A 24992-nucleotide genomic window follows, 5' to 3' on the forward strand; every position below is an offset into this window, starting at 1 on the left:
CAGTCAACGGATCACTAGGCGGTACGGCCGGGCAGCAGCTTCACCGGCATGGGGGAGGGAGTTTGCAGGTCCTTCATCCCGGGACCGCCCGACTGCGTGCTCTCCGAGGAGACGGCCGTCGCCGACTCGATCCGGTTCAGGAGCAGGTCGACCGCTGCCCGTGCCAGCTTGGTAATGGGTTGCTGGATCGTGGTCAGCGCCGGCAGGGCGTGCTGCATGGCGACCGTTCCGTCGAAGCCGATCACCTTGAAGTCGTCCGGAATCCTCAGGTCACGCTGGGCCGCCCACTCCATCACTTGCGCGGCAGCCAGATCGTCGGTGGCGAAGACCGCGTCGACGTCGTCGGCCACGAGGTTGAGCCGTTCGCGAATGAGGCCGGGGCGCTCACTATTGGGTGTGTTGAAGTCGACGGTCAGGACCACCGGCTCGATACCCGCCCGCTGGAGCACCTGGCGGTAGCCCTTCTCCCGCAGGTTGTGGGTTCCCGTGCGAGAAGTCAGCAGGGCCGGGCGGCGCGCCCCCCGCTTGAGCAGGTGCTCGGCGGCGAGCCGACCGCCGGCCTCGTTGTCGCAGCGGACATTGGGGACGATGGGGGAGAGGTCCCGATCCACACTGACCAGGGGCAGGCGGATCGAGCTGTAGTCGGCCAGGCCGTCATTGTGGGCGCTGGAGATGATGCCATCGACCCGGTGGGAGACGAGAAGGTCGAGGTATTCGCGTTCCCGATCCGCCTTGCCCATGGAGTTGCAGACGAAGGTCCTGTAGCCGCGCTCTGCGAGGAAGTCTTCGACGTGCTCGGTCAGCTCGCCGAAGAAGGGCAGGGCGACGGTGGGGACGATCAGGCCGATCGAATGCGTCGACTTGCCGTGCAGTGCTCGGGCGATCTGATTGGGGCGGTAGTTGAGCTGCGCAATCGCCTCAGCCACCCGCTCCCGTGTCTCTTGGGAGAGGTAACCGCGGTTGTTGAGCACGCGGGAGACTGTGGTCAGTGAGACGCCTGCAGCCTGAGCGACATCGGCCAGTGTGGGTTCGCGGTGTGACTCCACGAGTGGGTCCTCGAGCTCCTTCAGTCGGTCACGGTGAGTGCGATCTGCCGCCAAGCATATGCCTCGAGGGGGCCATTACCCAACTGACCTGCGTAAACGTGGTTGGAAGTGTTACGTGTCGGGCAGGATTTCAGCGTAGAAGGAGATCATGGCGCGGGCCATTCGGGCGTGTCCGGCGTCGTCGGGGTGGATCTGGTCGATGGCCAGCCGGTCCTCATCAGCGTTGATGGCCGTGCTCAAGGCGTCGGTCGAGGTCAGACCCAGGGAGGTGGCCCTCTCATGAACGAGGCGGCGGACGGCTTGGAAGCGTGGGCCGGCCTCCAGTGAGGGAAAGTAGGGGGCAATGACAACTGGCACACCCCGCAGGCGTGTGGCGACGAAGCTGAGGTCGTGGTCGATCGCCTGTTCGACCAGCTCGCGCTGAGAGGGGAGGAAGGCGGCGTCGTTCAGGCCCAGGCTGATCGTGACGATGTCGGGCTCGCAACGCAGAACCGCTTCGAGCCAGGCGGTGTCACGGCACGACGGCGAGCGCTGCCCGCCGGGCAGGTGGCCCCCGCGTCGTGCGAAGAAACCCAGACCGTCCGCCGCCAGGTTCACTTCCCGCCACCGCTGGTGCTCGCACACCAGGGAGGTCCAGCGATTGCGGGGATGGCTCAGGGCTCGCCAGCCGGTGGTGATGGAATCACCAAGGAAGACAGCAGTGGGGAAGTGGTCGGAGTGGGGGATCGTGGACACGGCTACCGACTGTAGTTCTCCAGGCTGGAGGGAACCAGGGCAGCTCAGCGGTCATCTTGCGAGTCGCTCTGGCTCTCGTCATCCTTGGCCATGTGCTGCTCCGTCAGGACGCCGTCGTGCATGACCAGTACCCGGTCGCATACGGGAAGCAGCCGCTCGTCATGAGTGACCATCACCGTGGCCTTGCCCAGCTCGTGGGTCTGGTCGGCGAGCAGATGAGCGACGTCCTGCGCCCGTCGAGTATCCAGGGATGCGGTGGGCTCGTCGGCCAGGATGATGTCTGGGTCGTGGTAGAGCGCCACCGCGATGGCAGCGCGCTGACGCTCGCCCCCGGACAACTCGGAGGGGTAGGCGTGGGCGCGCTTCGTGATACCGAGCGAGTCCAGCAGATGGTCCCGTCTGTCAGTGTCGCCCTTCGATCGTGCCGCTCGGTCGTGCAGGCCGAACTGGTCGTTGAGCCTCAGGAAGGGGACCAGCCCCGAGGCCTGGAGGACGAAGCCGATGCGCCGAAGTCGGAGCCTGGCCCGCTGCTTCTCCGACAGGTCGGAGAAGGGCTGACCGGAGATTGTCACGGTGCCGCTGGAGGGAGTGCGCAGGCCGCCCATGATGGTCAGGAGCGTGGACTTCCCTGAGCCGGAAGGGCCCAGGATTCCCACCAGCTCACCAGCACGCAGCTCAAGGTCAGTGCTACGCAGGGCATGAACGATCTCATCGCCCTGACGGTAGTTCCGGGTCACTGACTCCAGGGACATGACGGGGGTTGTCGCTTCGCTCGCTGCTGATGCGGTCATAAGATGGCCTCCACGGGGTCGATGCGGGAGATGACCCGTACGGAGATGAAGCCTCCGATGACGGAGATGACGATGAATGCCATGACGATGAGAAGGTCCAGCGGAGCGGAAATCCTGAAGGGCACGGCGCGGGGGAGGACCAGGGACGTCGTGATCGTCAGAAGCAGGCCGACGCCGATGCCAACGACCGACAGCACGAGGGTCTGGGCACATCCGGAGCGGATGAGGTAGCTGGTGGGAACGCCGCGGGCTTTGAGGATGCCCAGTACCGGCCTCTTCTGCAGCGTCAACACGTAGATGAAGATGCCCAGCACCGTGGAGGCGATGATGATCAGTGAGCCGATCATGAGGCTGAAGGTGACGACCTGGGCTGAGTAGCCGGGGAGCGTGCGAACGAGCTCCTCGGTGGTGAGGATCGTCAGTCCCGCATCCTTGGCGGACTGTGTGGCCTTGCTGTTGGTGGTCAGGTCGGAGGTGAACACGACGGCCGAGACGGCGGGGGACAGGCTGGCGGGGCCGTACTGGCTCAGGGCCCGGCTGTCCACGGTCACGACGGGAGCCGCCTGGAAGGTGGTGTCATGGGTGAAGCCGACGATGGACCAGTCGTGGTCGGAGCCCAACAGCCGGAGCGTGTCACCGACCGCGAGTCCCTTGGCCTTCAGCGAGTCGTCGACGAGGACCTCGCTATCGGGGGCGGAGATCGCCCGCCCGTCGGCCACAGGCGGACTGAGCTGTCCGTCCAGATCGATTCCGAAGGCGAAGACGTCCTCACGCAAGGCCCCGCCGTCCTCGTCCTTGACATCAGGTACCTGGGCAACAGCTGCCGTGCTCATCAGGGCAGAGGCCGTGGTCCCGTTGTCCTTGGCCAGGTCCGTGGCCGCATTCAGCTGCTTGTCGCTCAAGCGTGAGGCGGAGAGGTTCTCGTTAGAGGCGTCCGTGACGGCGACGCTGGCGGTGTTCCAGCCGTCGATGCCGGCGCGGTAACGATGGGCGAGGCCCACGGCTAACGAAGCCAAGAAGAATGTGAGGTAAGCCACCAAAGTGATGACGGAGATGATGAGCGTGAAGCGGACGGGTTCGTGCCGGATCTCGCGCAGCGCGAGGAACATGGGGCTCCCTGAGGGAAAGTCAGCAGCGGGCCGGCTGGCGCGCTCCGTGAGAGGGTACATGCCGCATAGGGGTCACGCGGTGGATGGTTCAGGGTTGGTGGTCGTTGCGGGGTGGCGACCAGGCGAGACACCCAAGTCCTGCGGCGTGTCGCGGGAGAGTGTCGCTCCGGTGAGAATGACATAATGTACATTATCGGTGTTAAGTGAGTGGGCTTGTTTTCTGCTGAGGAACGCGCACGGCATCATGTCCTCGCTATCCGGTCGGCGACGTCCGGCACATCACCTGAACCGGGGACGCTCCTAGGCCGCCTCGTGGACTGCGGCCGTGTCGTGTTGACCGGAACACTGACGCAGATGGTGACGGACCGAAGTACGCTGACGGGACAGTACCTCGCCCGGTACATCGAGCAGGTGAACGAACATGCCCTCACGTGAGACCACAACGGCACAGACCTACCGGATCCGCCCGGCGACCATGGCGGACTCCTCCGCGATCCGCCAGATCCGCAATGCTGCCGTGCGGGAGTCCCTGGCCATCTGGACCAGCATCGAGCAGAACTCCGTTGAGGCCAAGACCTGGCTGGCCCCCATGGTGCAGCGTGGAACGGCTCTCGTCGCTCACGTCAGCGGCAGGCCGCAGGACGTCGTCGGGTTCGCGGTGGCCGGTCCCTGGCACTCCTACGAGGGCTACGCCCGCACAGTCGAGGACTCGATCTACCTCAGCCCGTCGGCTCAAGGGAAAGGGCTGGGAGCCAGGCTTCTCGCCACCCTCATCGAGGCCTCACGGCGGGCCGGGGACCGTACCATGATCGCCCTGATCGAGGCGGGTAACGCGACCTCGGTGCGTCTGCATGAGCGCTATGGTTTCACCACTGTCGGCACTGTCCCGCAGGCCGGCGAGAAGCATGGTCAGATCCTCGACCTGACCCTCATGAGCCGTCGCCTGAAAGGACTCACTATGTGCTGTCACCAGAACAAGCCCGCCGACGGAGAGAGCCCCCGATGGGTCAACGCCGACCAGTCCATCGAGTTGCAGCCCGAGGAACCCGCCGTCACTCGGTGGCAGGTCAGCGCCACCGATGAGCTCGTTGCGCACCTGCTGAGCCTTGTCGGAGCCCCGCAGGGGCGGCCGGCGATCGTCGCGGTCGACGGAAGAGGCGGTTCGGGCAAGACCACGCTCACCACAGCGCTGACCGCGGCCGTCCCTGGCGCGCAGGTTCTCCACCTGGATGACCTCATCTGGAACGAGCCGCTCTACGACTGGGACCAGCTGTACGTCGACACCCTGACCCGGCTGCGTCAGGCCGGCAGCCTCGACCTTGTCCCGGACAAGTGGTGTGAGCATGGACGCGAGGGCTCCATCCGGATCCCGGCCGGCTCCCCCGTGGTTTTCGTCGAGGGAACCGGGGCCGGCCTGGCTGCAGTCCGCAGCCTCATTGACGCACACGTGTGGGTCCAGACCAGCGACGACGTAGCCGAGCGCCGCGGCATCAAGCGGGACATCGCTGAGGGAGTCAACGGCGACGCCGAGGAGTCGGTGCGTTTCTGGCACTGGTGGATGGCCGGCGAGCGCCTCTTCTTCGCCAAGGATCGTCCCTGGCGGCGCGCCGACGTCATCGTCTCCGGAGACGCTCCGGCCGGTGTGGAGCCGGGAGAGACCGCCTGGACTCCCGGGCCGCTCCTGGCCCACTGAGGCGCACAGCCGCCCGCCGCAGACTGGGCTCTCAGTCCCCCAGCGCCGTCCCCACCGCGCGAGCGGCCTGAATCCACTCGTGATCGGCCGGAACGAACTTGGTGCGTCCGGCCACATCCTTGAGCGGTACCAGCTCCGTGCCCTGACCGCGGTCGGCCACCATGACCCCGTAGCGGCCCTCGGCGATCGCGTTGGCCCCGGCTACGCCCAGGCGCGTGCCCAGGAGGCGATCCGCGCCGCAGGGTGAACCGCCACGCTGGACGTACCCCAGGATGGACACGCGCGCCTCCAGCCCGGTCAGGCTCTCCAGCTGCTCGGCCAGGGTGAAGGTGTTGGCGCGGTGGGAGGCCTCCAGGCGCTTGACGCCCCGCTTGGCCATCGCCTTGCGCTCGGGACTGGAGGCGTCCTTGACCAGGGCACGGGCGTGCTCCAGCTCGGCGTGATCCGTCACGGACAGTGCCCCCTCGGCCACGGCCACCACGGAGAAGGACGACCCGTGGGAGCGGCGTCGCTCGATCTTGTCCGCGATCGCGTCCACCGAGTATGGAATCTCTGGCAGCAGAATGACGTCCGCCCCACCGGCGATGCCTGCGCCCAGGGCCAGCCAGCCGGCCCGGTGCCCCATGATCTCGGTGAGGATGATGCGGTGGTGGGAGTGCGCCGTCGAGTGCAAGCGGTCCACGGCCTCCGTGGCGATCTCCAGGGCCGTGGCGAAACCGAAGGAGGAGTCAGTGTGGACGATGTCGTTGTCAATGGTCTTGGGCAGGTGGATGACGTTGAGACCCGCATCCATGAGGCGTTTGGCGTTCTTCGCGGTTCCTCCCCCGCCGAGGCAAACCAGGGCGTCGATCCCGTCCTTCTCGCAGTTGTCCACAATGGTGGGCACCATGTCACGGGGCTCGCCGTCCACCATCATGCGATGCACCTTGTCCCGGCTGGTTCCCAGCATGGTTCCGCCGGTGGTGAGGATCCCGGACAGGGCGGCGGGGTCGAGCTCGGTGAAGCGGTTCTCGGCCAGGCCGCGCATACCGTCCCGGAAGCCGATGAGCTCCCAGCCGTGCTCCTGGATCGCCGCCTTTCCGAAGCCTCGGATCGCTGCGTTGAGTCCCGGGGCGTCGCCGCCCGCCGTGAGAATGCCGATACGCTGAGCCATGGAACCAAGTATGCCGTTCCTTGCCAGCCCGCACAGGCTGTAGGCGCCTGTTCCGGAGATTCTGGTGATGCTGACAGAAGGTTCTTCGCTGAAACTGTGCTGTCTCCTCACTTGAGAGACATGTGAGTGTCATGGCTTCTGAGACGTTCGGTGGCCTCGACGCAGCACTCGCTTCGGCCCGAGTCCCGCCTCGGGGCGGTCTGCTGCACGAGGGGGGGGATCTACTGGCCGGGGGTTGTGCGTACTGCACGAGCCCCCGGTCCCCATGGAGTACACCCGACGCTCGTGCAGTGGCGCCCCGTCGGCCGCGTAGGCCGGCGTCGCGTTCGTACCTTATGCCTCGCGTTCGGGGGTTCAGGGTACGAACCGGCGACCTACCCTACGAACGCGAGGCGCTCACCCAAGGGCGAGCCCGGAGGCCGGGGGCTGAGCTCGTCAGGCGTGGTGCGTACCGCACGGTCCCCCGGCAAGCCTCCCAATCGGTGTCTCAGATGTCATGACATCCGAAACTCTCAGAAGTCATGAGACGGCACAGTTCTTCACTGAAACGGGCAGACGACGTCGCGTTAGACGCCAACCGGTATCATCATTACCCTGATCGCGTCGATACCGGGGGAACCCAGTGGTAACCCAACGGGAACACTGCGCCCTCCCCCGGTGTTGACGTAGGTGCCCTGGAGGCCGCGCAGGAGCCGTGCGCTTTGTCAGCCGGGACATTACGAGAGACGAGCCCTAAGGAGACCAGAAGCATGGCAGACCGCGCACTGCGAGGCATGACCATTGGCGCGAAGTCGATGGAGTCGGAGGACGGCGTCGAGTTCGCCGAGCGGATGATCATCAGCTACGAGTGCCCGATGGCGCACGTCACCAGGATCCCGATGTCCACCGAGGCAGAGGTGCCTCCCACCTGGGAGTGCCCCGAGTGCGGCCAGCTCGCCGCCCGGCGCGGTGAGGACGAGCCTGAGCCCGACGAGCCCAAGAAGACCCCGCGCACCCACTGGGACATGCTCCTGGAGCGCCGCAGTGTCGATGAGCTCGAGGTTCTCCTCAATGAGCGCCTCGAGGCGCTGCGCAGTGGTGAGGTCTACCGCGAGCGGGTCAGCGGCTGACGGGGCCGTTAGGAGCGCTTCTGGCGAGATGAGCCAGTCGGACGCTGCTGCCGGTACCCGGCAGTGGCCCGGCGGCGCTTGTTACGGGCGGCGCGCAGCCTGTTTCCGGCGAGCTTGGCCGCATCGAGCAGCTGGCCGGAGCGCTTGGCCACTCCCCAACGGGTCACGAGGGACAGCTCCTCGGTGAAGATTCCCCCGGAGAGCTTGGACTGTCCGGCCTCCCGCTCCAAGAAGGTGATCGGCATCTCCACGATGCGACCGCCGATCTCGTCAACCAGCTTGGTCATGTTGACCTGGAACCCGTAGCCGAGGGCCTCGACCTTCCCGAGGTCCATGCGACGCAGGATCGAGGCACGGAAGACCCGGAAGCCTGCGGTGGCGTCCTTGACGCGCAGACCCAGCATGGCGTTGATGTAGAGGTTCCCAACCTTGGACAGGGCCACGCGCTTGGCGTCCCAGCCCTCGGTGGCGCCGCCGGAGACCCATCGTGAGCCGATGACGAGATCCGGCTCGTCGGCCATCTCGGCGCGCTGAATGAGCAGGGCCAGGTCCTCGGCGCGGTGGGAGCCGTCGGCATCCATCTCCACGATGAGCTCGTAGCCGGCGGCCAGTGCCCAGGAGAACCCGGCGAGGTAGGCCGGGCCCAGCCCGTTCTTCTCCGAACGGTGCAGGACATGGATGTGGGAGTCCTCGTGCGCGCGGGTGTCGGCGTAGTCCCCGGTGCCGTCGGGGGAACCGTCGTCGACGACGAGAATGTCTGCCTCGGGAGCGTGCTCGCGGACCCGGTCCAGTGCCGTGGGCAGGGACTCGATCTCGTTGTAGGTGGGGATGACGACGAGTGCCTTCACTTCTGTCTCCAAGGTTGGGGGTGGTGTTGCGCCGAGGCTAGTGGCGGCGCCCTGAGGTTATCTGAGATCAGCGGCGACGCCTGCGATTCCCAGACGCAGCCACTGCTTTCCGTCCTGAGCGCAGCCGGCTCAGGATACCGGCTCCCACCAGTAGCCCCGCACCGGCGAGGAGAATGAATCCGGGGGCGGCACCGAGCCGGTCGGCGACGGTGTGTGAGCTGCGCAGCGGGACATCGGCCACGAGGCTCGCCTGGGTGTAGGGCCGGGTGATCTGCTCGACCTCACCACGGGGGTTGATGATGGCGGTGTAGCCGACGGTGGAGGCCTGGATGACGCTGCGGCCGTGGACCACCGCCTGAACGCGCCCCTGGGCGAGCTGCTGGGCGGCCTCGCCGGAGTCGAGGAAGGAGGCGTTGTTCGTCGGGATGATGATCGCCTGCCCTCCCTGTGCGACACCGGCGCGCAGGGAGTCGTCGTAAGCGGCCTCGAAACAGATGCCCATGGCGAAGGTGACGTCCCGCCCCTGGGTGACGGCCGGAACCGTCAGCGTGCTGGGGCCGGTACCGGGCAGCATGTCGATGCCGACCCGGTCCACCTGAGTGGTCAGGCGCCGCACCAGGGAACGGGAGGGAATGTACTCCGCGAAGGGCACGGGCCGGTGCTTGCGGTAGTAGGGATGAGCCGTCTTCCCGGAGACGTCTCCGGGATTCCAGATGAGGACGTCGTTGTAGCGGATGTCGCCGACAACAGGAACCGCGCCCACGAGCACCGGCGCCTGGACCGCCTGGGCGGCCTCATCGACGATGGTCGCCGATGCCGGGTAGTCGCGAGGGTCCAGGTCCGCGGAGTTCTCCGGCCAGATGACCATGTCGAGGCTGCCGGGGCCGACGTCGGCGGCCAGCTGCTTCGTCGCCGTGGTGTGGTTGCTGGTCACCTCCAGGGCCCGGTTGTAGGCGTCCTCGAAGTCTGTGGCCACATTGCCCTGCACGGCTCCGATACGGACGGTGCCGTTCTCAGCGCGCGTCTGCAGTGGCAGCGTCCTCGGCGCAATGAGCACAGCCGCCGTGAGCGTTGCGCAGACGAGGACCGGCATGGCGCGGCGCTCATAGACGGATCGAGCCGCGTGAGCGATGCATGCGGCCGCCAGTGCCACCAGCAGCCCCACCCCGGCGCTGCCGACATAGGCCGCCGCCGGCAGGATGGGGGCATCCGCCATGGCGAAGGCCAGGCGCCCGAAGGGGAAGCCGCCCAGCGGCCACACCGAGCGCAGCTCCTCGACCCCGGACCACAGCACGGCGAAGAAGAGCACGCCGGCCGCGCCGGCAGGTACGTGCCGCGTGAGCCGACTTTGCTGAGTCCCCTGGAGCAGTGGCAGGCGGCTCACCAGGGACCAGGCCCCTCCGAGTCCGGCCAGGAAGAGGGACTCGAAGAGCGTCAGCGCGATCCAGCCGATCGGGTTGCCCATACCCACCATCGTGAAGTGCAGCAGGGGCGTGAACAGTCCCAAGCCGTAGAGCAGCCCCAGTCCGGTGCCCGCCCAGAAGCCGCGGCCGCGGATGAGGAGCATGAATGCCCCGACTCCGATGAGGGCCGACCACCACAGGTTCATCGGTGGAAAGGCGGCGTAGGTGGCTACGCCCGCCAGCAGCGCCACCGCTGTGGGCACTGATCGGCGAAGCCAGAGGGAGGACCGAGAAAGCAGCCGAGTACGCAGCTTGGAGGGCAAGCGGGAGGGCACTGTCACGCGGTGAAGCATACGGGTAACTTGATTGTTAACCTTTGTGGCGGCAGGCCAGAGCGCGATGCACAGGCTGCCAGGCCAGGGCCAGCAGGGTGCCGATGATGGCTCCGATGAGGCAGGACATGGCCGTTCCAGTGATCCAGGACAGGACCGGGTTGTGGGTGAGCTCCTCGGCCCACTCGATGGCGTGGTGCAGCGGGTGGAAACCGACCTTGGCGAGGTTGACTGCCAGGATATGGCCGCCCACCCACAGCATCGCCACGGTCCCGACGATCCCGATACCGCGGAAGAGCGCCGGCGCAGACGTCACAATCGCGCGGCCAAGGGAGCGGATGGTGCCGGTGCGGCCGTGGCCTGCCAGGTGCGCGCCGGCGTCATCGAGCTTGATGAGGGCCGCCACCAGGCCGTAGACGGCGAAGGTGATGAGCAGGGCGATGAGGACCAGGACGATGATGCGCCGCATGGAGGACTCCCCCTCCACCTCGGCCAGGGCCAGCAGCATGATCTCGGTGGACAGGACGAAGTCCGTGGTCACGGCCTGACGGACGATCTGGGCTTCGTCGACCGGGCCGGTCTCCTCCTTGGCGTGAGCAGCGCCGCCGAAGCGCTCCAGGATCTTCTCCCCGCCCTCGAAGCACAGGTAGGTGCCGCCGATGACGAGCGCTATTGGCAGGAGCCGCGGCGCCACGGCCGTCAGCAGCAGGCCGATCGGCAGAATGATGAGGAGCTTGTTGCGCAGCGAGCCCAGCGTGATCTTCTTGATGATCGGCAGCTCACGGTCAGGAGTGATGCCGGTGACGTACTGGGGCGTGGTGGCGACGTCGTCGACAGCAGCCGCCGAGACCTTCGCTGAGGCCTTGACGGCCATGGAGGCCGTGTCGTCAACGGTGGACAGCGTCAGCTTGGCGAGCGTGGCGATGTCGTCGAGGAGGGCGAAGAAGCCTGACATAAGGGCATGAGTCCTGTCGTCCGGAGTATCGGCTGGAACGAGAGTACTAGTCCCAGCGTCACACGGCGGACCAGCTCACCACTCCCCTATTGAGATCCAGGGAGGCCTCGGCGGCGCGCATCGACAGGTCGGTGACCGCCCTGGCCTGCTCGGGGGTGGCGTCCGGTGGCGGTGAGAGGCTCGCGATCTGCCCGACGACGTCGAGCAGCTGCTTGCACCAGCGCACGAAGTCCCCGGCCGTCAGTTCCGTGGCATCCAGGATGTCCGCCAACTGCGCTCCGTCGCACCAGGCCTGGACGGCACCGGCCAGCGCAGGCTCCGCCCCCGAGGAGGCCTCGATGCGGGCCAGGGACTCCAGGTCGTGGATCCGGTGCGAGACCCCCAGCTGTGCGCGCAGGCACTGGCCGAGCCTGGATGCGGGCGCCACGGGCAGCCCGATCGACTGGGCGCTCAGTCGCGGCTCGTAGACGCAGGCGCTCAGCGCCCCGGCCAGCTCTGCGGCGCTGAGATCCTCGAAGACTTCCGTGCGCAGGCACTCGGCGATGAGCAGATCCCGCTCGGCGTAGATCCGGGCCAGCACCTTGCCGGCACCGGAGACCCGCAGCTCACGCTCCGGGTGCCCCCGGTCCACAGGACGCAAATAACCCAGCTCGAGCAGGACCTCGCAGACGGCATCGAAGAGGCGCGCGATGGTGCCGGTGCGAGTCTCGATGCGCCGTTGGAGGCGCTCGGCCTCGGCCTGGGCCCTGGACCACTTGCGGCCCACCCGGGCGTGCTCCTCGCGGTCGGGGCACCCGTGGCAGGGGTGGGATCGCATCTCGTGGCGCAGGCGCTCGAGATTCTCGATCGCGCTGTCCCGGCGGGCCTGAGCGCGGCTGGAGCGGGTGCGTGTGCGCTTGCCGCCCTCCAGGTCCCCGGCACGTAGAGCATCGACCAGGCGCTGAACGAGCCGGTCCCGGTCCCGGGGCCGGTGCGGGTCCACCGAGTCCGCCACTCGCAGGGCGCCCACGCGCATGACGCCGTCTGGCGCCGTGTCAGGGGTCAGGGCGACGACCCGGGAGTCCTCCCCCAGCACCGTGACGGTCGGGTTCCCGGTCCGGTCGGCGCCGACCTGAAGGACGATGCCGTGGCGGCGGCGTCGACCCTTGCGGAAGACGATGACGTCACCGCGTCCCAGTGAGCTCATGGTCCGTCCCGTCTCGCTGCGGCGCGAGGCGGACTTGTCCCGCGACAGGTCCGCCTCGGCGTCGGCGATGGCCTGGCGCAGGGAGGCGTACTCGCGGAAGTCGCCCAGACGGCACGTCATGTCCTTCTCCAGGCCCTCCAGGCTGCGGCGTTTGCGGCGAGCCTGAGCGGCCAGCTCCACGACGCCGCGGTCGGCCTGGAACTGGGCGAAGGACTGCTCGAGCACCTCACGCACCCGCGTCCGCGGCATGCGCTCGAGCAGGTTGACGGCCATGTTGTAGGTCGGGCGGAAGGCGGAGACCAGTGGGTAGGTGCGCCGGGAGGCCAGCGAGGAGACCGTGGCCGGCTCGACGTCGTCGGCCGCCAGCACGACGGCGTGGCCCTCCACGTCGATGCCGCGGCGCCCGGCCCGGCCCGTCAACTGGGTGTACTCCCCCGGGCTGAGGGTGACATGGGCCGAACCGTTCCACTTGCGCAGCGACTCCAGGACGACGGTGCGGGCGGGCATGTTGATGCCCAGCGCCAGGGTCTCGGTGGCGTAGACGACCTTGACCAGGCCCGCACTGAAGAGTTCCTCCACCGTCTCCTTGAACACCGGCAGCAGCCCCGCGTGGTGGGCCGCAACACCACGCTCCAGGGCGTGGGCCCAGAAGTGGAAGCCGAGGACCCCCAGGTCGCCGGCGGGGATGTCAGCGGTACGTCGCTCGATGATCTCCCGGATCCGTGCCGCCTCGGCCTCGGTGGTCAGGTCCACCCCGGCGCTGACCACCTGGTGGACGGCCTGCTCGCAGCCTGCCCGGGAGAAGACGAAGACGATCGCGGGCAGCAGGCGGGCCCCCTCCAGGGCCGTGACGACCTGCAGTCGCGAGGGCGGCTTCAACCTGGCCGTGCGGGCTCCCCCCTCGCCGCGGCGAGGCGCTCTTCCGCCTCGGGCGGAGCGCTTCCAGGGCTGCGGCCCTCGGGCCGAACCATCACCGCGGCCGCGGTAGCCGTTCTTCGATGCGCCACCGGAGGCGGCGGCACGCCGGGCCTGCTTGACGGCCTTGAGCAGCTCTGGGTTGAGCGGGGGCTGCTGCCCCGTCTGCTCGGGCATTTCAGACTGGTCGAGCTGGTCGGCTTGCTCCGCCGCATCCGCGGGGCGGGAGTACAACGGCAGCAGCCGGCGACCGACCATCATGTGCTGAGTCAGCGGGACGGGGCGCTCCTCGGAGACGACGACGGCGGTCCTGCCGCGCACCTGGCCGAGCCAGTCGCCGAACTCCTCGGCGTTGGAGACCGTGGCGGACAGGGAGATCACCTGGACCTCGGCGGGCAGGTGGATGATGACCTCCTCCCACACCGGCCCGCGGAAGCGGTCGGCCAGGTAGTGGACCTCGTCCATGACCACGAAGCCCAGTCGGTCCAGGTCTCGCGAGCCCGAGTAGAGCATGTTGCGCAGCACCTCGGTGGTCATGACCACCACGTCCGCATGAGGGTTGACGGAGGTGTCACCGGTCAGCAGCCCCACCCGCTCCTGACCGTGCCGGGCCACGAGGTCCAGGTACTTCTGGTTGCTCAGCGCCTTGATGGGGGCGGTGTAGAAGGCCTTGAGTCCCCGGGCCAGGCCCAGGTGCACGGCGAACTCCCCCACCACTGTCTTGCCGGCGCCCGTCGGGGCGGCGACCAGGACGCCCTCTCCTCTCTCGACGGCGCCGCAGGCCTCCTCCTGGAAGGGGTCGAGGGGAAAGTCGTAGCCCTGGGCGAATCGGACGAGCTCACTGCTGGAGGCGGCCTGTCGACGTCGAGATGCGGCATAGCGCTCTGCTGGTGAGCTCATGGCAACCACCCTACGGGCCGGATCAGCCCTGAGCCGGTAGGAGCAGCCGGACGGCGTCGGGGACGGCTTCAAGGCGCAGGGGCAGCTCGGCCAGCGGCTCGCCATCGGCGAAGGGGTGAGGCGGTGGGCGCAGGCCCCGGTCACGGCCGGTTCGCTCAGCGAGCGCCTCAATGGTGACGGTGCGGCTGCGCTCCACGTGGACAGCCGGGTCAGTCAGGTGTGTGCCGCGGAAGAGCCGGCGGAAGAGGGTGAGCAGGCGGGTGCGGCCCACGGGGTCCAGGCGCAGCACCTCCAGCAGACCATCGGTGGGGTCGGCCTGGGGCGCCAGGTCCATGCCGCCGCCGATGTAACGGGTGCTGGCCGCCGCCAGCAGGAGCGCTGGCCCCTCCCAGGTGCCTTCATCGGTGGTGACCCGGTAGCCGTAGGGTGCCAGCGTCGCGAGCTCGGCGGTGAAGGCGCGTACGTAGCGTCCCTCACGGGCGGGCCAGGAAAGGGTGTTGGCGCGGGCGTTGACGGCGGCGTCCACCCCGGCGCTGACCACGGCCAGGGACCAGCGACGCTGCGGGGCGAGCAGGGTGCCGTCGGGGCGTGAGGCGTAGATCGCGTCCACCGCCGTGATTGCTCCCTCACCGGACAGCGCCTGGTTGATGAGGCGGGCGGAGGCCTCCGCATCCCGGCTGGGCAGATTGAAGTGCCTGGCGATGTCATTGCCGGTGCCGGTGGCCACGATGCCCAGAGGCACGCCCGTCGTGGCGACGATGTCTACCCCCAGGTGAACCATGCCGTCCCCGCCGACGACGACCAGTGCCTCAATGTTCCGGTGCGGCCCGTCGCCCAGGAGGGTCCGTCCTGCGCGACGCGTCTGCTCGTAGGAGCTGCCACGGACATGAAGGACCTCATGGCCGGCCTCGGTGAGAACCCGGAGGGCAATATCGTCGGCGGCCGCATGACGGCCTCTGCCCGAGGTGGGGTTGGACAGCAGAGCGATACGCATCGAAGGAAGAGCAAAGACAAGTCAGGCGAATATGAGCAGCTGCGCCTGGCTACTCGGCCAGGGCGGCCTCGAGCTCGGCGTCGAGCTGGGCGCGCTTTCTCTCCACCCGTTTGTCATGCCTGATGGAGATGAAGCAGGCCAGGAAGTACAGGCCGGCAATGGGAACGGACATGAAGATCATGGACCAGGGATCCGGCATCGGGTTGACAATGGCCATGAAGGTGACGATACCCACAATGGCCCAGCGCCAGCCCTTGAGCATGGTCTTTCCCTGCATGAGCCCGAGCATATTGAGGGCGACGAGGACCTCGGGCAGGAGGAAGGCGATGCCGAAGGCGAGGACCATCCTCATGATGAAGGACAGGTAGAGATTCGCCCCGATCACTCCGGCGGTGGGGCCGTTAGGGATGAAGCCGGTGAGGATGGCCACCGCGTGCGGCATCACCCAGATCCCCAGGGCTGCGCCGGCCAGGAAGAGGAACAGTCCGGCCGTGCCATAGGCCCAGGTGTAGGCCTTCTCCTTGCGGGTCATGCCCGGTCCCACGAAGGCCCAGAACTCGTATATCCACAGCGGGGAGGAGAACAGAATACCGAGCCAGATCGACACCTCGAGCTTCATGTCGAAGGAGGCCAGAATCGTGTCGAAGTTCAAGGTGAGATGCGCGCCCTTGGCATTGGCCTGCTCGATAGGCCGGGTGATGAGGGCGAAGGCTCGCTCGTAGACCAGGTAACCGACGACCGTCATCACCATGACGCCCGCGGCGGAGACGAAGAGACGTTGGCGCAGCTCGCGCAGGTGGTCCCCGATGGACATGCGCGCCTCGGGGTTGTCCTTGCGCCTCGATCGCTTGATCTGAGGGAGCTTGGGCACCGCGGCCTCCTTCGTCTGCAGGTCACCGGCTCTGGCCGGATGACATCACTTCTGGGATGAGCCCTCGGTGCTCTGAGCGGTCTGGCCGGACTGGGTGGGCTCGGTGTAGTAAGTGCCCTCCTGCGGCTGCTGAATCTGAGCCTGGGAGTCCTTGGAGTCGTCGTCGCGCAGCTCCTTGACCTCCTTCTTGAAGACCTTCATGGACTGGCCCACGCTGCGGGCGATGTCAGGCAGCTTCCTGTAGCCGAACAGCAGGATGACGACGATGAGCAGGAAGATGATGTGCGACGGCTTAAAGAGGTTCACGGCGCTGCTCCTTGTGGTAGGGGCTATCGATACGGGCTGAGTGTAGCCTCCCGGGCGGGCGCCTCAGAACGAGGGTCCTGATGGTTCTCCCCAAGGCGGACGGGGCAGGGTTCAGCAGTGATATGCGGCCAGAGCCTGTGTGGCTGCTGTTGCGGCCTCCTGGGCGAGATCCGGGGGCTCTACCGCAATGAGATGACGCCCCGCGGAGAGGACCAGGCCGATGAGCCAGGCGCGGTCGCGTCCCTCGACGACGACCCTGAGGTGGCCGTCCACGGTCTCCTCCTGGGAGAGGCACGGGACCTGCTCGGCGAGCCAGCGGCCCGTCGGCTGCAGAACCAGCGTGGCGCGAGGCCTGGTCCCCGCGCAGTGGTCGGCCTTGGGCTGGTTCCTTCTGCGTGAGGCGCGGTGCCGTACGGACGGGGTGTCGAGCGCCTCTGCCGAGGTGATCCGGTCCAGGCGGAAGCTGCGCTCGGCCTTGGCGCTGAGGCACCAGCCCACCAGCGTCATATGTGATCCATCACTTTCCAGTGTGATGGGATCGACGTCTCGCTCCGAGGGGGTGTCGGTGGCGGAGACATAGACCAGGTGGAGGCGGCGCCTGTCGCGCAGAGCGGAGCGCACGGCGGCCAGGATCCGGGACGTATGGCCGGAACGTCCGGTGTGCGCGGGGTCCGGGGCGATGGGGGTGACGGTTCCCGGATCGACGTGCGCGTCGGTGCCATCGGCGGAGGCGCCTGAGCTGAGCAGGGCGGTCACCGCCTGCTGGGTGGAGGCGATCACGGGTGCGGAGGCTTCGTCGTCGGCCAGGAGGTCGGCGAGCACCCTGAGCGCCATGAGCAGAGAGATCGCCTCCTGCCGGGTGAGGCGAACCGGGCGGTCCAGCCCCAGCGGCTCGGACAGGCGCAGGCGCCCGGCCTCGAAGTCCGCGGCGTCGAAGTCCACGAGGTCCCCGTGCATGCCACCGGGCAAACCGGAGACCCACAGCGTGTTGACGTCGCGCTCAATGACGGCCGGGCTGACGCCGAAGTGCTTGGCGGCCTCCGTGAGAGTCACGCCGGGGTGCTCCGCAACCCAGGCGGGCAGGGCGAGCAGCCGCGTGAGCTGGTCGGAGGCGGATACGCGCGCCATGGTCACTCCCCCTCCGGTGCCGTGAGCCCGGCGGCACCTCGCAGGTGGGACAGGACCGCCTGGCGCAAGGAGTCAGGGGCGAGGACGACGACGGCGTCACCAAGAGCGGCCACGGTTCCGGCGAAGGAGAAGGGATCCTCGTACTCGACGGCGATGAGATCACGGCCCTCCAGGTGCGCAGGCAGGCCGACCGGAGGAGCCTGATCCGGATCGAGGTGGGCCCCGGCCAGACGCAGTCCCAGAGCCCGCCCCGGCAGAGCGGCGAGCAGTGCGCGCCGGTGACTGGGCGCCTTGGCTGGAAGCCGGGTGAAGGCTTTCGGGCTCCCGTGCACGGTAACTGACCCGGTGATGCGGGCCAGGCGGAAGGTCAGCAGCCTGACCGCGGTTCCTGCCGGACCCTCCGGTTCCCTGCTGTCGTCTGGGCCGTGGGCGCCTGTGGGCTCGACGGCGTCGAGGTACCAGGCGCCCTCGGCCAGGCGCAGGTGGTGCGGCTCGACAGTGCGGGCCCGGGTGCTGCCCGAGCGGGCCGAGACGTAGTCGAAGGTGACCAGGCGGCGCTCGTCGACCGCGGTGATGAGCTCCTCAGGGATCTCGTCGCCGGACAGGTCCGCGGTGAGGACCGGCAGGCTGGCGGAGCTGCCCCCGGTCGGTCCCTCACTGACGGCGCGCAGCTTGGTCAGCGCCCGCCGGGCCGTGGCGGGAAGATCACCGTCGCGCCAGGCGGAGGCGGCCAGGCTCAGGCAGGCGGCCTGCTCGGCGCTCAGGTGCAGCGCGGGCAGGGTGTAGTCCTCCTCGATGACCCGGTACCGGGGCTCCTCGGGGCGCCCGGTGGTGGTCACCTCGATACCGAGCTCGCGCAGCGTGTCCTTGTCCCGCTCGAACTTGCGGCGCGCCGAGAGTGGATTCGTGGAGGGGTCCGCCAAGCCGTATCCCGGCACACTGGCCACCAGCTCCTCGGCACTGAGCCCGGTGGTGGTGTTGCGCAAGGTGAGCAGAAGGCTCACCAGGCGCTCCTCGGTGCTACGGGTCGGCTGGCTCACGGTGCCCCAGCCTAGGAGAATCCGGTGGCCTGCGGCTGGTGACGCGCGCGCCCGGATAGTCTGCCGCCATGATGTGGCGCGACGGCGTAGTGACCGGGACCAGGACGGCATGGGGACCCGCGGGGCGATCCTGCGCCGAGCTGGACGTGGAGATCGTCGGGGCCCCGAGTAATGCGGATGGCCTGCTGCCCGGTCAGCGGGTCCGTGCGGTCGCCTACGAGGCCCTCACCGGGCTGCCCGACGTCGCCGAGCGGGTGAGGCTGGAGGTCTCGGCCCTCGACCGTGCCCTGGGTACGGGTGGGCACGCCATGGTCAGCTCTCGCCTGGACGTCCTGCCCCCCGATCCGCCGCGTGAGGGGCACCTCGTCAAGGCCCGCTACATGCCGGACCAGGTCATGGTCACCGGTGTCGACGAGCAGGCCACGGCCCACCACGGCCTGCTGTCCCAGCCGATCGGCAGCCTCGACCTGGAGGGGATGCCGGTGGTGGTGGCCGACCTGCACTCGAGCCTGCCGGCGGTGCTCGCCGGGCTGCGCTCCCCCAGCGGTGAGGAGCAACCGCGCGTCGTCTACATCATGACCGACGGCGGGGCACTGCCCCTGGCCTACTCACGAGTCGTCGCCTCCCTGAGCCAGGCCGGGTGGCTGTCCGGGACCATCACGGCCGGTCAGGCCTGGGGTGGCGACATCGAGGCGGTCAGCGTCCACAACGCGCTCCTGGCGGCACGACACGTCCTGCACGCCGACGCCGCCATCGTCATCCAGGGGCCCGGGAACCTGGGCACCGAGACGCCCTGGGGCTTCTCCGGTGTGGCCTGCGGGGACGCGATCAACGCCATCGCCACGCTGGGCGGACACCCGGTGGCCTGCCTACGTGTCTCCCAGGCCGATGCCCGCGCCCGCCACCGGGGCGTGTCTCACCACTCGATGACGGCGTACGGGAGGGTCGCGCTGGCGGGGGCCGACGTCGTCGTCCCCGACCTGAAGGGGCCGCTGGGGGCGCAGGTGCGTCAGGAGGCCGAGTCCCTGTGCGGCCCCCGGCCGGGCGCCGGGCAGCACCGACTCGTTGAGGTCCCCGCTGAAGGGCTCCTGGAGCTGCTGCGACAGGCGGAGGCGCAGACCGCAGTGAGACTGTCCACCATGCGACGAGGTTTGGATGAGGACGCGGCCGCCTTCATCGCCGCAGCGGCTGCCGGGCGCCACGCACGGCGGGTCCTGGACGAAGGAACGGCACATGGCTGATCGAGACGGCCGATTAGGGGCGGCAGCCCGCGGCGCGGCGCTGCCGACGACAGGGAGTCTGTCAGCGGCCTACGACTGGCAGGCCCGTCATCGCATGGTGCCGGGGCGAGGAGGTCGCTGGTCGCGGTACTCGATCCCGGTCATGGATCTCGCCCTGGGGGCCGTCTTCCTCGCCTTCGCTCTGGAGTCGGTCACGTTCATCCTGCGCTACGGCGGCTATGCGGTCTATGTTGCGGACCTCGTCCTGTGCCTGGCGTTGGCGCTGACGCAGTTCGGACGGTTGCGCCTCCTGCGTGTCTCCTTCATCGCGACCTACGCCCTGCTGGCGGCCTACGCAGTCCTCGTGGTCCTCTCCCCCGTCAACCTCGGCCTCAACCCGATCATCGCCACGGCCATCACCAGTCTCTACACCGTCACCCGCTGGGAGCCCGACCGGCGGTGGGGCACGGCGGCGCTCCTGCTGGCTCTGGCCGGCGCCCTGGTCAACCCCGTCACTTTGGCCTCGTACATCCGGCCCCACGAATCAGATGTCGACTCGGCGACAAGCGGCGGTGGGACCGGAGCCATCCTGGTCGCCCGCACACTCACCAGCCTGGTCTTCGTCGGTGCAGTGGTGCTCACCTACCTGCTGGCCTCCTCCCGGCGCCGGATCGCCGAGAGCCAGGCCCTCGACGTCGGCATCGCCGCGGCCCAGGCGGTTGCGGCCGAGCGCCTCAGCCTGGCCCGAGAGCTCCACGACCTCGTGGGCCACAGCCTCACCACGATCAAGGTGCAGGCCGCCACCGGCCTGGCCCTGGGAGGCGAGGAACGGCTGCGCAGCACCCTGGCCACGGTGCGTGACACGGCTGATGCCTCCCTGGCCTCCGTACGCCAGCTCGTCTCCGTGCTGCGCTCCGACACCGGCGAGATCACTCCCTTGGCGGACCTACGGACCATCCCGGCCCTCATCGAGACTACCCGCAGCTCGGGGAGCCGGATCAGCGCCGTGCTTCCCGAACCGGAGGTCCTGGAACGGTGCAACTCGGCGTGGTCTGCGATACAACGCCTCACCCTCGTGCGTCTCGTAGGAGAGACCCTCACCAACGCCGTCAAGCACGGAACCGGCCAAATCGAGCTGATCCTGACACTCTCGCAGGACTCCTGCCACCTCCACGTCGCCAACCCGGTGCCGGACGTCGCAGAGCACTCCCCCTTCGGCGGCAGCGGGCTCGTCGGCCTCGAGGAGCGACTCAGGCTCGTGGGCGGAACCATGGCCCACGGCGTCCACAACGACGGCGACCACAGCTTCTTCACCATTGATGTCGACTTCCCGGTGGCGCCGCTCGAGCTGCCCGCGAGCGCCATGACGGCCGACGAGACAGGATCAGGAGACTGCAGATGACGACCAGGACGACCGGTGTTATCAGGGTGGCTGTTGTCGACGATCAGCCGCTGCTGGTCAGTGCCTTCAGTGCTCTCGTGGCCGCACAGCCCGACATGGAGGTGGTTCTGGAGGCCGTCAACGGGCGTCAGGCCATCGACGGCTTGACCACTCGAGCCTCCGGTTCCCGCGGAGAGGCCGATCTGGTGCTCATGGATCTGCGGATGCCGGTCCTGGACGGCATCAGTGCCATTCGCGAGCTGCGTGCCGCACCGGCCACTGCCTCGTTGCGGGTCCTGGTTCTGACCACTTTTGATGATGAGGATCTCGTCCTGGCGGCCCTGGGTGCCGGCGCCCACGGTTTCCTCCTCAAGGACGCCGAGCCGACGACGCTGCTGGAGGCGATCCGTGTCGTCGCCGGCGGAGGGTCCTGGCTGGATCCGGCCGTCACCGGAACCGTTCTGGCGCACCTTGATGCAGGTACCGGACCTGGTGCCCCGCCGTCGTCGGCCTCCCCGTCGGTACCGACCGATGGGGCCGTGCCCGTTGTGGGGGCGCCGTCGGGGCCTTACGAGGCGCTTACCGGTCGGGAGGACGCCGTACTCGCGTTGGTGTGCCAGGGGCTGAGTAACGCCCGGATCGGTGAGCGGCTCCATGTCGCTGAGTCGACGGTCAAGTCCCATGTCAAGACGATCCTGGGCAAGACGGGCTGCCGCAATCGGGTCGAGCTCGTCATCTACGCGCTGACCACTGGGCTCGTCCAGCCGCGGTAGCTCTCCTCCCCAGGGAGGAGACGGGGTTGTGGGAGCGGGTACGGACTGTGTCCCTGGTGGGGATTCGTTGAGGTACTGGTGCGCACGAGTATGGGGCCATGACAGCCACCGCAACAGCATCACCTCACCCCTCCCCCACCCACGGCGCCGGTCACACCCCCGGGCTGAGACTGACGGGGGTCTCGAAGTCCTTCGGCCGCCAGAAGGTCCTCACCGATCTGGACCTGTCAGCCTATCCCGGTCGCGTCTACGGGCTGCTCGGTCTCAACGGGGCGGGCAAGTCGACCGCCTTCAACATCGCCCTGGGGCTTCTCACACCCGACGCCGGGCGTGTGGAGATCCAGGGGGCTCCCTTCTCCCGTCGCAGCCTGGCCCAGGTGGGGGCCTCCATTAACGGCCCCGCCCTTTTCCCCCAGCTGTCCGCGCAACGCAACCTGCTCGTCCACTGCCGTCTGACCGGTACCTCTCCGCAGGCCATCGCCCCGCTCCTGGAGCGTGTCGGGCTGGCTGGAGTCGGCAGAAAGCGTGCCGGCTCCTTCTCCACGGGCATGAAGGTGCGTCTGTCCCTGGCTATGGCACTTCTGACCGACCCGGAGGTCCTCATCCTCGACGAGCCCCAGAACGGACTGGATCCTCAGGGCATTATCGAGCTGCGCGATCTCGTGCGGAACCTGGCTGACGAGGGACGCACTGTCGTTGTCTCCAGCCACCAGCTCGGGGAGATCGCCCGCATGAGTGACGACGTCGGGGTCCTGGCGACCGGACGCCTCGTCTACGAGGGGCCGCTGGCCGACTTCGCCGACGCCGATGACGAGCGGGCCATGGAGGCGGCATTCCTGGCGGCAGTCACCGGAAACGGACGCCCCGCCGGGACGGGGGTGCGCGCATGAGTTCCGTTGTGCAGCCGCAGACCCGAGTGAAGGCACAGGGGACGGCAAAGGTGAGAGTAGGCCTGTGGGACCTGGTGCGTGCCGAGGTCACCCGCAGTCGGCGCACCTTCACCTGGGGCGTGATCGGGGCGACTCTCATCTTCACCGTTCACACCATCATCCTGGCGAATGCCTCGATCTCCTCAGGAGTGGTTACGGAGCTCCAGTGGAACGGCAATGCTCTGGCATGGATGCACATGTATGCCGGGGGCTTCGCGGTGCCTCTGGGGCTGCTGACCGGGGCGATGGCTCAGTGGCGTGAGCAGCGGTGGCGTCAGGGTGGGACGGCGTGGCGTGCCGTCGCGCCGCGCCGGGTGGCGGGTGCCCGCCTCGTGGTCCTGAGCCTGTCCGCGCTGGTCTGCCAGGTGGCGCTGGTTGCCCCGGTGGTGGGGCACGCCCTGATCGTCGGCAACGGCTGGGGTCCTTGGGACCGGTACTTGCTGTTCGCCACCTACATGTGGATCGTCGTCACCGGGGCCTGCGCCTGGGGCATGGCAGCCTTCCACGTGCTGCGAGTTGTTTCCGTAGGGGTCGCTCCTGTCCTCGGCTTCGTCTGGTCCGTAGCGGGCGTGGTCCAGGCCGAGCGGAGCGACTGGTGGATGCTCCCGTGGGCCTGGACGGCGAGAGTCCCGTTGCCCCTGCTGGGCGTGCACGGCAACTCCGTCCTGCTCGAGGAGGGCTCACCGGTGTGGGGATACTCGCTCCTGCCCGGGTTCCTGCTGACGTCCGGCCTGACCCTGATCGGCGTCGGACTGGCCTTTCTCTGCGGCGCTCCTGGTGGCGCCGGGTCCTCGACTTCGTTGGTTTCCTGGCTCAGCCGGCTGCTTCCCGGCAGGGACCTCGATGACGGCGTGCTACCGGGGGCTAGCTCGGATCAGGCCTTGGCGCAGGCTCCGCTGTCGCCGCCCCGCGGCACCCCGGCGTTCCGCGCCACGCCCGCCACCCGTATGGCCCGTATTCCTGGGACGCGCAGTACCGTGCTGGCAATGGCCGGCGTGCTGCCCTGGATCGTGTGGGTAGTCCTGGCGGCCCTGCTGCTCGCCTGCCTGGGGGCTATCCGCCTCGCTTACCCGCCAGACTATGGTCAGATCCTCCTCGAGCTCGTTGGTGTGCCTGTCGCCGCGGCCATCACCGGCATCACGGTGTGGGGGCGTCTCCAGCCGGCCTGGCGCACCCTCATCACTCGCCGGGGGGCATGCGGGATTCTGGTTTCGACGACGGTTCTCAGCGCTCTCTTCCTCATCCCGGTCCTGGTCGTCTCCTGGATCGTGACGGTCCTGGGCGACACTCTGACCCGCACCGACCCGAACCTGCCGGCAGTGACCGGCCCGGTCTACGGGCTCATGGTAATGCCGGCCGTGGCATTCATGATCGCGACCGTCAGCCTGGCGGTGGCTTTGAGTACCCGGATCGTCGTGGCGATCGTCCTCAACATCATCCTGGTCGTCATGGGGCTGCTCATCGGCGGTAACGACGTCATGGCGGCCACCTGGTTGTGGCGGCTGGCGCCCTGGGGCTGGATGAGCGTTGCTCACCAGTTCCCGGGACGCTGGCTGATGATCGTCGGCCTCAGCCTGCTCATCGGGTCAGTGGCGATGGGGACAGCGGTCGTAGGAGCCAGGCGCGCCGCCATTCGGAACTGAGTGGGGTTGCTGATTGGGATGCGTGGATAGTGGGGAGGAACGTGTCGGCTGCGAAGATGGGCTTGCCCCTGAGCGCGGGGATATGCCGTGGGGGATCATGCGTCAGTGTCATGATGATTACTCACATCGCGTGAGCTGAGGTGCTCGGATGTGAAGTGCGGTGGACGGCCGGGATCCACCTCCGAGAGGTGTCCGGGGCAGTGCGCGCCACCGCCCACTCAATTTCCCAAGCCCCTGCCGTCCATGTCATAGCTGGTGCGTTCGTAGGTTAGCTTGCGTGTTCGGGGGTTAGGGGTACGAACTGGCGACCTACCCTACGAACGCGTGCACTAGGCATCGGGCGGGCTGAGTGGGGCCTCGGCGGTGTGCTGTGGGGTCTGGGTGTCACGTTTGGCGACTTTTAGGGCGTCCATCGGTTGGCGTGCCCCTGCCTGTATGGCTCTGGCCTGCGTATACGTGGCCGGGTGCGATGGTCGTCGGCCTGGGGTATGTCTGAAAAGTCGCCGTTCGTGACACCGCGCTCGTAGGACGA

The 24992-nt window shown here is 68.1% G+C and carries 21 protein-coding genes; 7 read left to right on the forward strand and 14 right to left on the reverse strand.

Annotated features, from left to right (window positions below; translation table 11 throughout):
- Positions 1-14 precede the first annotated feature (14 nt).
- The 4 genes from HMPREF2883_RS03350 to HMPREF2883_RS03365 form a co-directional block, all read right to left on the reverse strand.
- Complete coding sequence (locus HMPREF2883_RS03350) at positions 15-1046, reverse strand: LacI family DNA-binding transcriptional regulator (RefSeq protein ID WP_070658971.1); 1032 nt, start codon at positions 1044-1046, stop codon at positions 15-17.
- A gap of 111 nt (positions 1047-1157) precedes the next feature.
- A complete protein-coding gene (locus HMPREF2883_RS03355) occupies positions 1158-1781 on the reverse strand; it encodes an SGNH/GDSL hydrolase family protein (protein ID WP_070658972.1) in 624 nt (207 codons plus the stop codon).
- 44 nt (positions 1782-1825) lie between these two features.
- Positions 1826-2572, reverse strand: coding sequence for an ABC transporter ATP-binding protein (locus tag HMPREF2883_RS03360; protein ID WP_070658973.1), 747 nt, complete (start codon positions 2570-2572; stop codon positions 1826-1828).
- Entirely contained in the window at positions 2569-3681 is a 1113-nt protein-coding gene (locus tag HMPREF2883_RS03365; RefSeq protein ID WP_070658974.1) for an ABC transporter permease, read from the reverse strand. The genes HMPREF2883_RS03360 and HMPREF2883_RS03365 overlap by 4 nt, the downstream gene beginning before the upstream one ends.
- Before the next feature lie 421 nt (positions 3682-4102).
- Between HMPREF2883_RS03365 and HMPREF2883_RS13940 the strand changes: the two genes are divergently transcribed.
- On the forward strand, positions 4103-5374 hold the full coding sequence (locus HMPREF2883_RS13940) for a GNAT family N-acetyltransferase (protein WP_075401443.1): 1272 nt from the start codon (positions 4103-4105) through the stop codon (positions 5372-5374).
- A gap of 31 nt (positions 5375-5405) precedes the next feature.
- On the opposite strand, the gene HMPREF2883_RS03380 is transcribed toward HMPREF2883_RS13940, so the two are convergent.
- Positions 5406-6527 carry a 6-phosphofructokinase gene (locus HMPREF2883_RS03380; RefSeq protein ID WP_070658975.1) on the reverse strand — a complete coding sequence of 374 codons (1122 nt, stop codon included), beginning with the start codon at positions 6525-6527 and terminating at the stop codon, positions 5406-5408.
- 749 nt (positions 6528-7276) lie between these two features.
- Here HMPREF2883_RS03380 and HMPREF2883_RS03385 point away from each other — a divergent pair.
- Positions 7277-7636 carry an RNA polymerase-binding protein RbpA gene (locus HMPREF2883_RS03385; RefSeq protein WP_070658976.1) on the forward strand — a complete coding sequence of 120 codons (360 nt, stop codon included), beginning with the start codon at positions 7277-7279 and terminating at the stop codon, positions 7634-7636.
- Positions 7637-7644: 8 nt separating this feature from the next.
- Here the strand turns inward: HMPREF2883_RS03385 and HMPREF2883_RS03390 are convergent, their stop codons facing one another.
- From HMPREF2883_RS03390 to HMPREF2883_RS03430, 9 genes are all read right to left on the reverse strand, one after another.
- Positions 7645-8484 carry a polyprenol monophosphomannose synthase gene (locus HMPREF2883_RS03390; protein ID WP_070658977.1) on the reverse strand — a complete coding sequence of 280 codons (840 nt, stop codon included), beginning with the start codon at positions 8482-8484 and terminating at the stop codon, positions 7645-7647.
- A gap of 67 nt (positions 8485-8551) precedes the next feature.
- Positions 8552-10186, reverse strand: a complete 1635-nt coding sequence (gene lnt, locus HMPREF2883_RS03395) for an apolipoprotein N-acyltransferase (protein ID WP_081384543.1) — start codon at positions 10184-10186, stop codon at positions 8552-8554.
- A 70-nt stretch (positions 10187-10256) separates the two neighbouring features.
- The gene (locus HMPREF2883_RS03400; protein WP_070658979.1) at positions 10257-11174 is read right to left on the reverse strand and encodes a DUF808 domain-containing protein; all 918 of its coding nucleotides are present in this window, start codon (positions 11172-11174) and stop codon (positions 10257-10259) included.
- 58 nt (positions 11175-11232) lie between these two features.
- Positions 11233-14175 (reverse strand): DEAD/DEAH box helicase, encoded by a 2943-nt coding sequence (locus HMPREF2883_RS03405; protein WP_070658980.1) that lies wholly within the window; start codon positions 14173-14175, stop codon positions 11233-11235.
- A gap of 22 nt (positions 14176-14197) precedes the next feature.
- The gene (locus HMPREF2883_RS03410) at positions 14198-15169 is read right to left on the reverse strand and encodes a diacylglycerol/lipid kinase family protein (RefSeq protein WP_070658981.1); all 972 of its coding nucleotides are present in this window, start codon (positions 15167-15169) and stop codon (positions 14198-14200) included.
- A gap of 49 nt (positions 15170-15218) precedes the next feature.
- Entirely contained in the window at positions 15219-16040 is an 822-nt protein-coding gene (gene tatC, locus HMPREF2883_RS03415) for a twin-arginine translocase subunit TatC (RefSeq protein WP_070658982.1), read from the reverse strand.
- Positions 16041-16085: 45 nt separating this feature from the next.
- Entirely contained in the window at positions 16086-16346 is a 261-nt protein-coding gene (tatA, locus tag HMPREF2883_RS03420; RefSeq protein WP_070658983.1) for a Sec-independent protein translocase subunit TatA, read from the reverse strand.
- 111 nt (positions 16347-16457) lie between these two features.
- A complete protein-coding gene (locus HMPREF2883_RS03425) occupies positions 16458-17474 on the reverse strand; it encodes a helix-turn-helix transcriptional regulator (RefSeq protein ID WP_070658993.1) in 1017 nt (338 codons plus the stop codon).
- A gap of 2 nt (positions 17475-17476) precedes the next feature.
- Positions 17477-18514 carry a helix-turn-helix transcriptional regulator gene (locus HMPREF2883_RS03430; protein ID WP_176747131.1) on the reverse strand — a complete coding sequence of 346 codons (1038 nt, stop codon included), beginning with the start codon at positions 18512-18514 and terminating at the stop codon, positions 17477-17479.
- 68 nt (positions 18515-18582) lie between these two features.
- On the opposite strand from HMPREF2883_RS03430, the gene HMPREF2883_RS03435 reads away from it, so the two are divergent.
- The 5 genes from HMPREF2883_RS03435 (at position 18583) to HMPREF2883_RS03455 (ending at position 24460) form a co-directional block, all read left to right on the forward strand.
- On the forward strand, positions 18583-19755 hold the full coding sequence (locus tag HMPREF2883_RS03435; RefSeq protein WP_070658985.1) for a DUF3866 family protein: 1173 nt from the start codon (positions 18583-18585) through the stop codon (positions 19753-19755).
- Positions 19748-21136, forward strand: coding sequence for a sensor histidine kinase (locus tag HMPREF2883_RS03440; RefSeq protein ID WP_070658986.1), 1389 nt, complete (start codon positions 19748-19750; stop codon positions 21134-21136). Before HMPREF2883_RS03435 ends, HMPREF2883_RS03440 begins: the two co-directional genes overlap by 8 nt.
- Positions 21133-21888 carry a response regulator gene (locus HMPREF2883_RS03445; protein ID WP_070658987.1) on the forward strand — a complete coding sequence of 252 codons (756 nt, stop codon included), beginning with the start codon at positions 21133-21135 and terminating at the stop codon, positions 21886-21888. The genes HMPREF2883_RS03440 and HMPREF2883_RS03445 overlap by 4 nt, the downstream gene beginning before the upstream one ends.
- 98 nt (positions 21889-21986) lie before the next feature.
- Complete coding sequence (locus HMPREF2883_RS03450) at positions 21987-22778, forward strand: ABC transporter ATP-binding protein (RefSeq protein ID WP_070658988.1); 792 nt, start codon at positions 21987-21989, stop codon at positions 22776-22778.
- Positions 22775-24460: an ABC-2 family transporter permease gene (locus HMPREF2883_RS03455; RefSeq protein ID WP_081381295.1), complete on the forward strand. Its 1686-nt coding sequence runs from the start codon at positions 22775-22777 to the stop codon at positions 24458-24460. Before HMPREF2883_RS03450 ends, HMPREF2883_RS03455 begins: the two co-directional genes overlap by 4 nt.
- Positions 24461-24992 lie beyond the last annotated feature (532 nt).

It is taken from the genome of Actinomyces sp. HMSC075C01 (assembly GCF_001812965.1).
In the GTDB taxonomy this organism is placed as follows: domain Bacteria; phylum Actinomycetota; class Actinomycetes; order Actinomycetales; family Actinomycetaceae; genus Actinomyces; species Actinomyces acetigenes.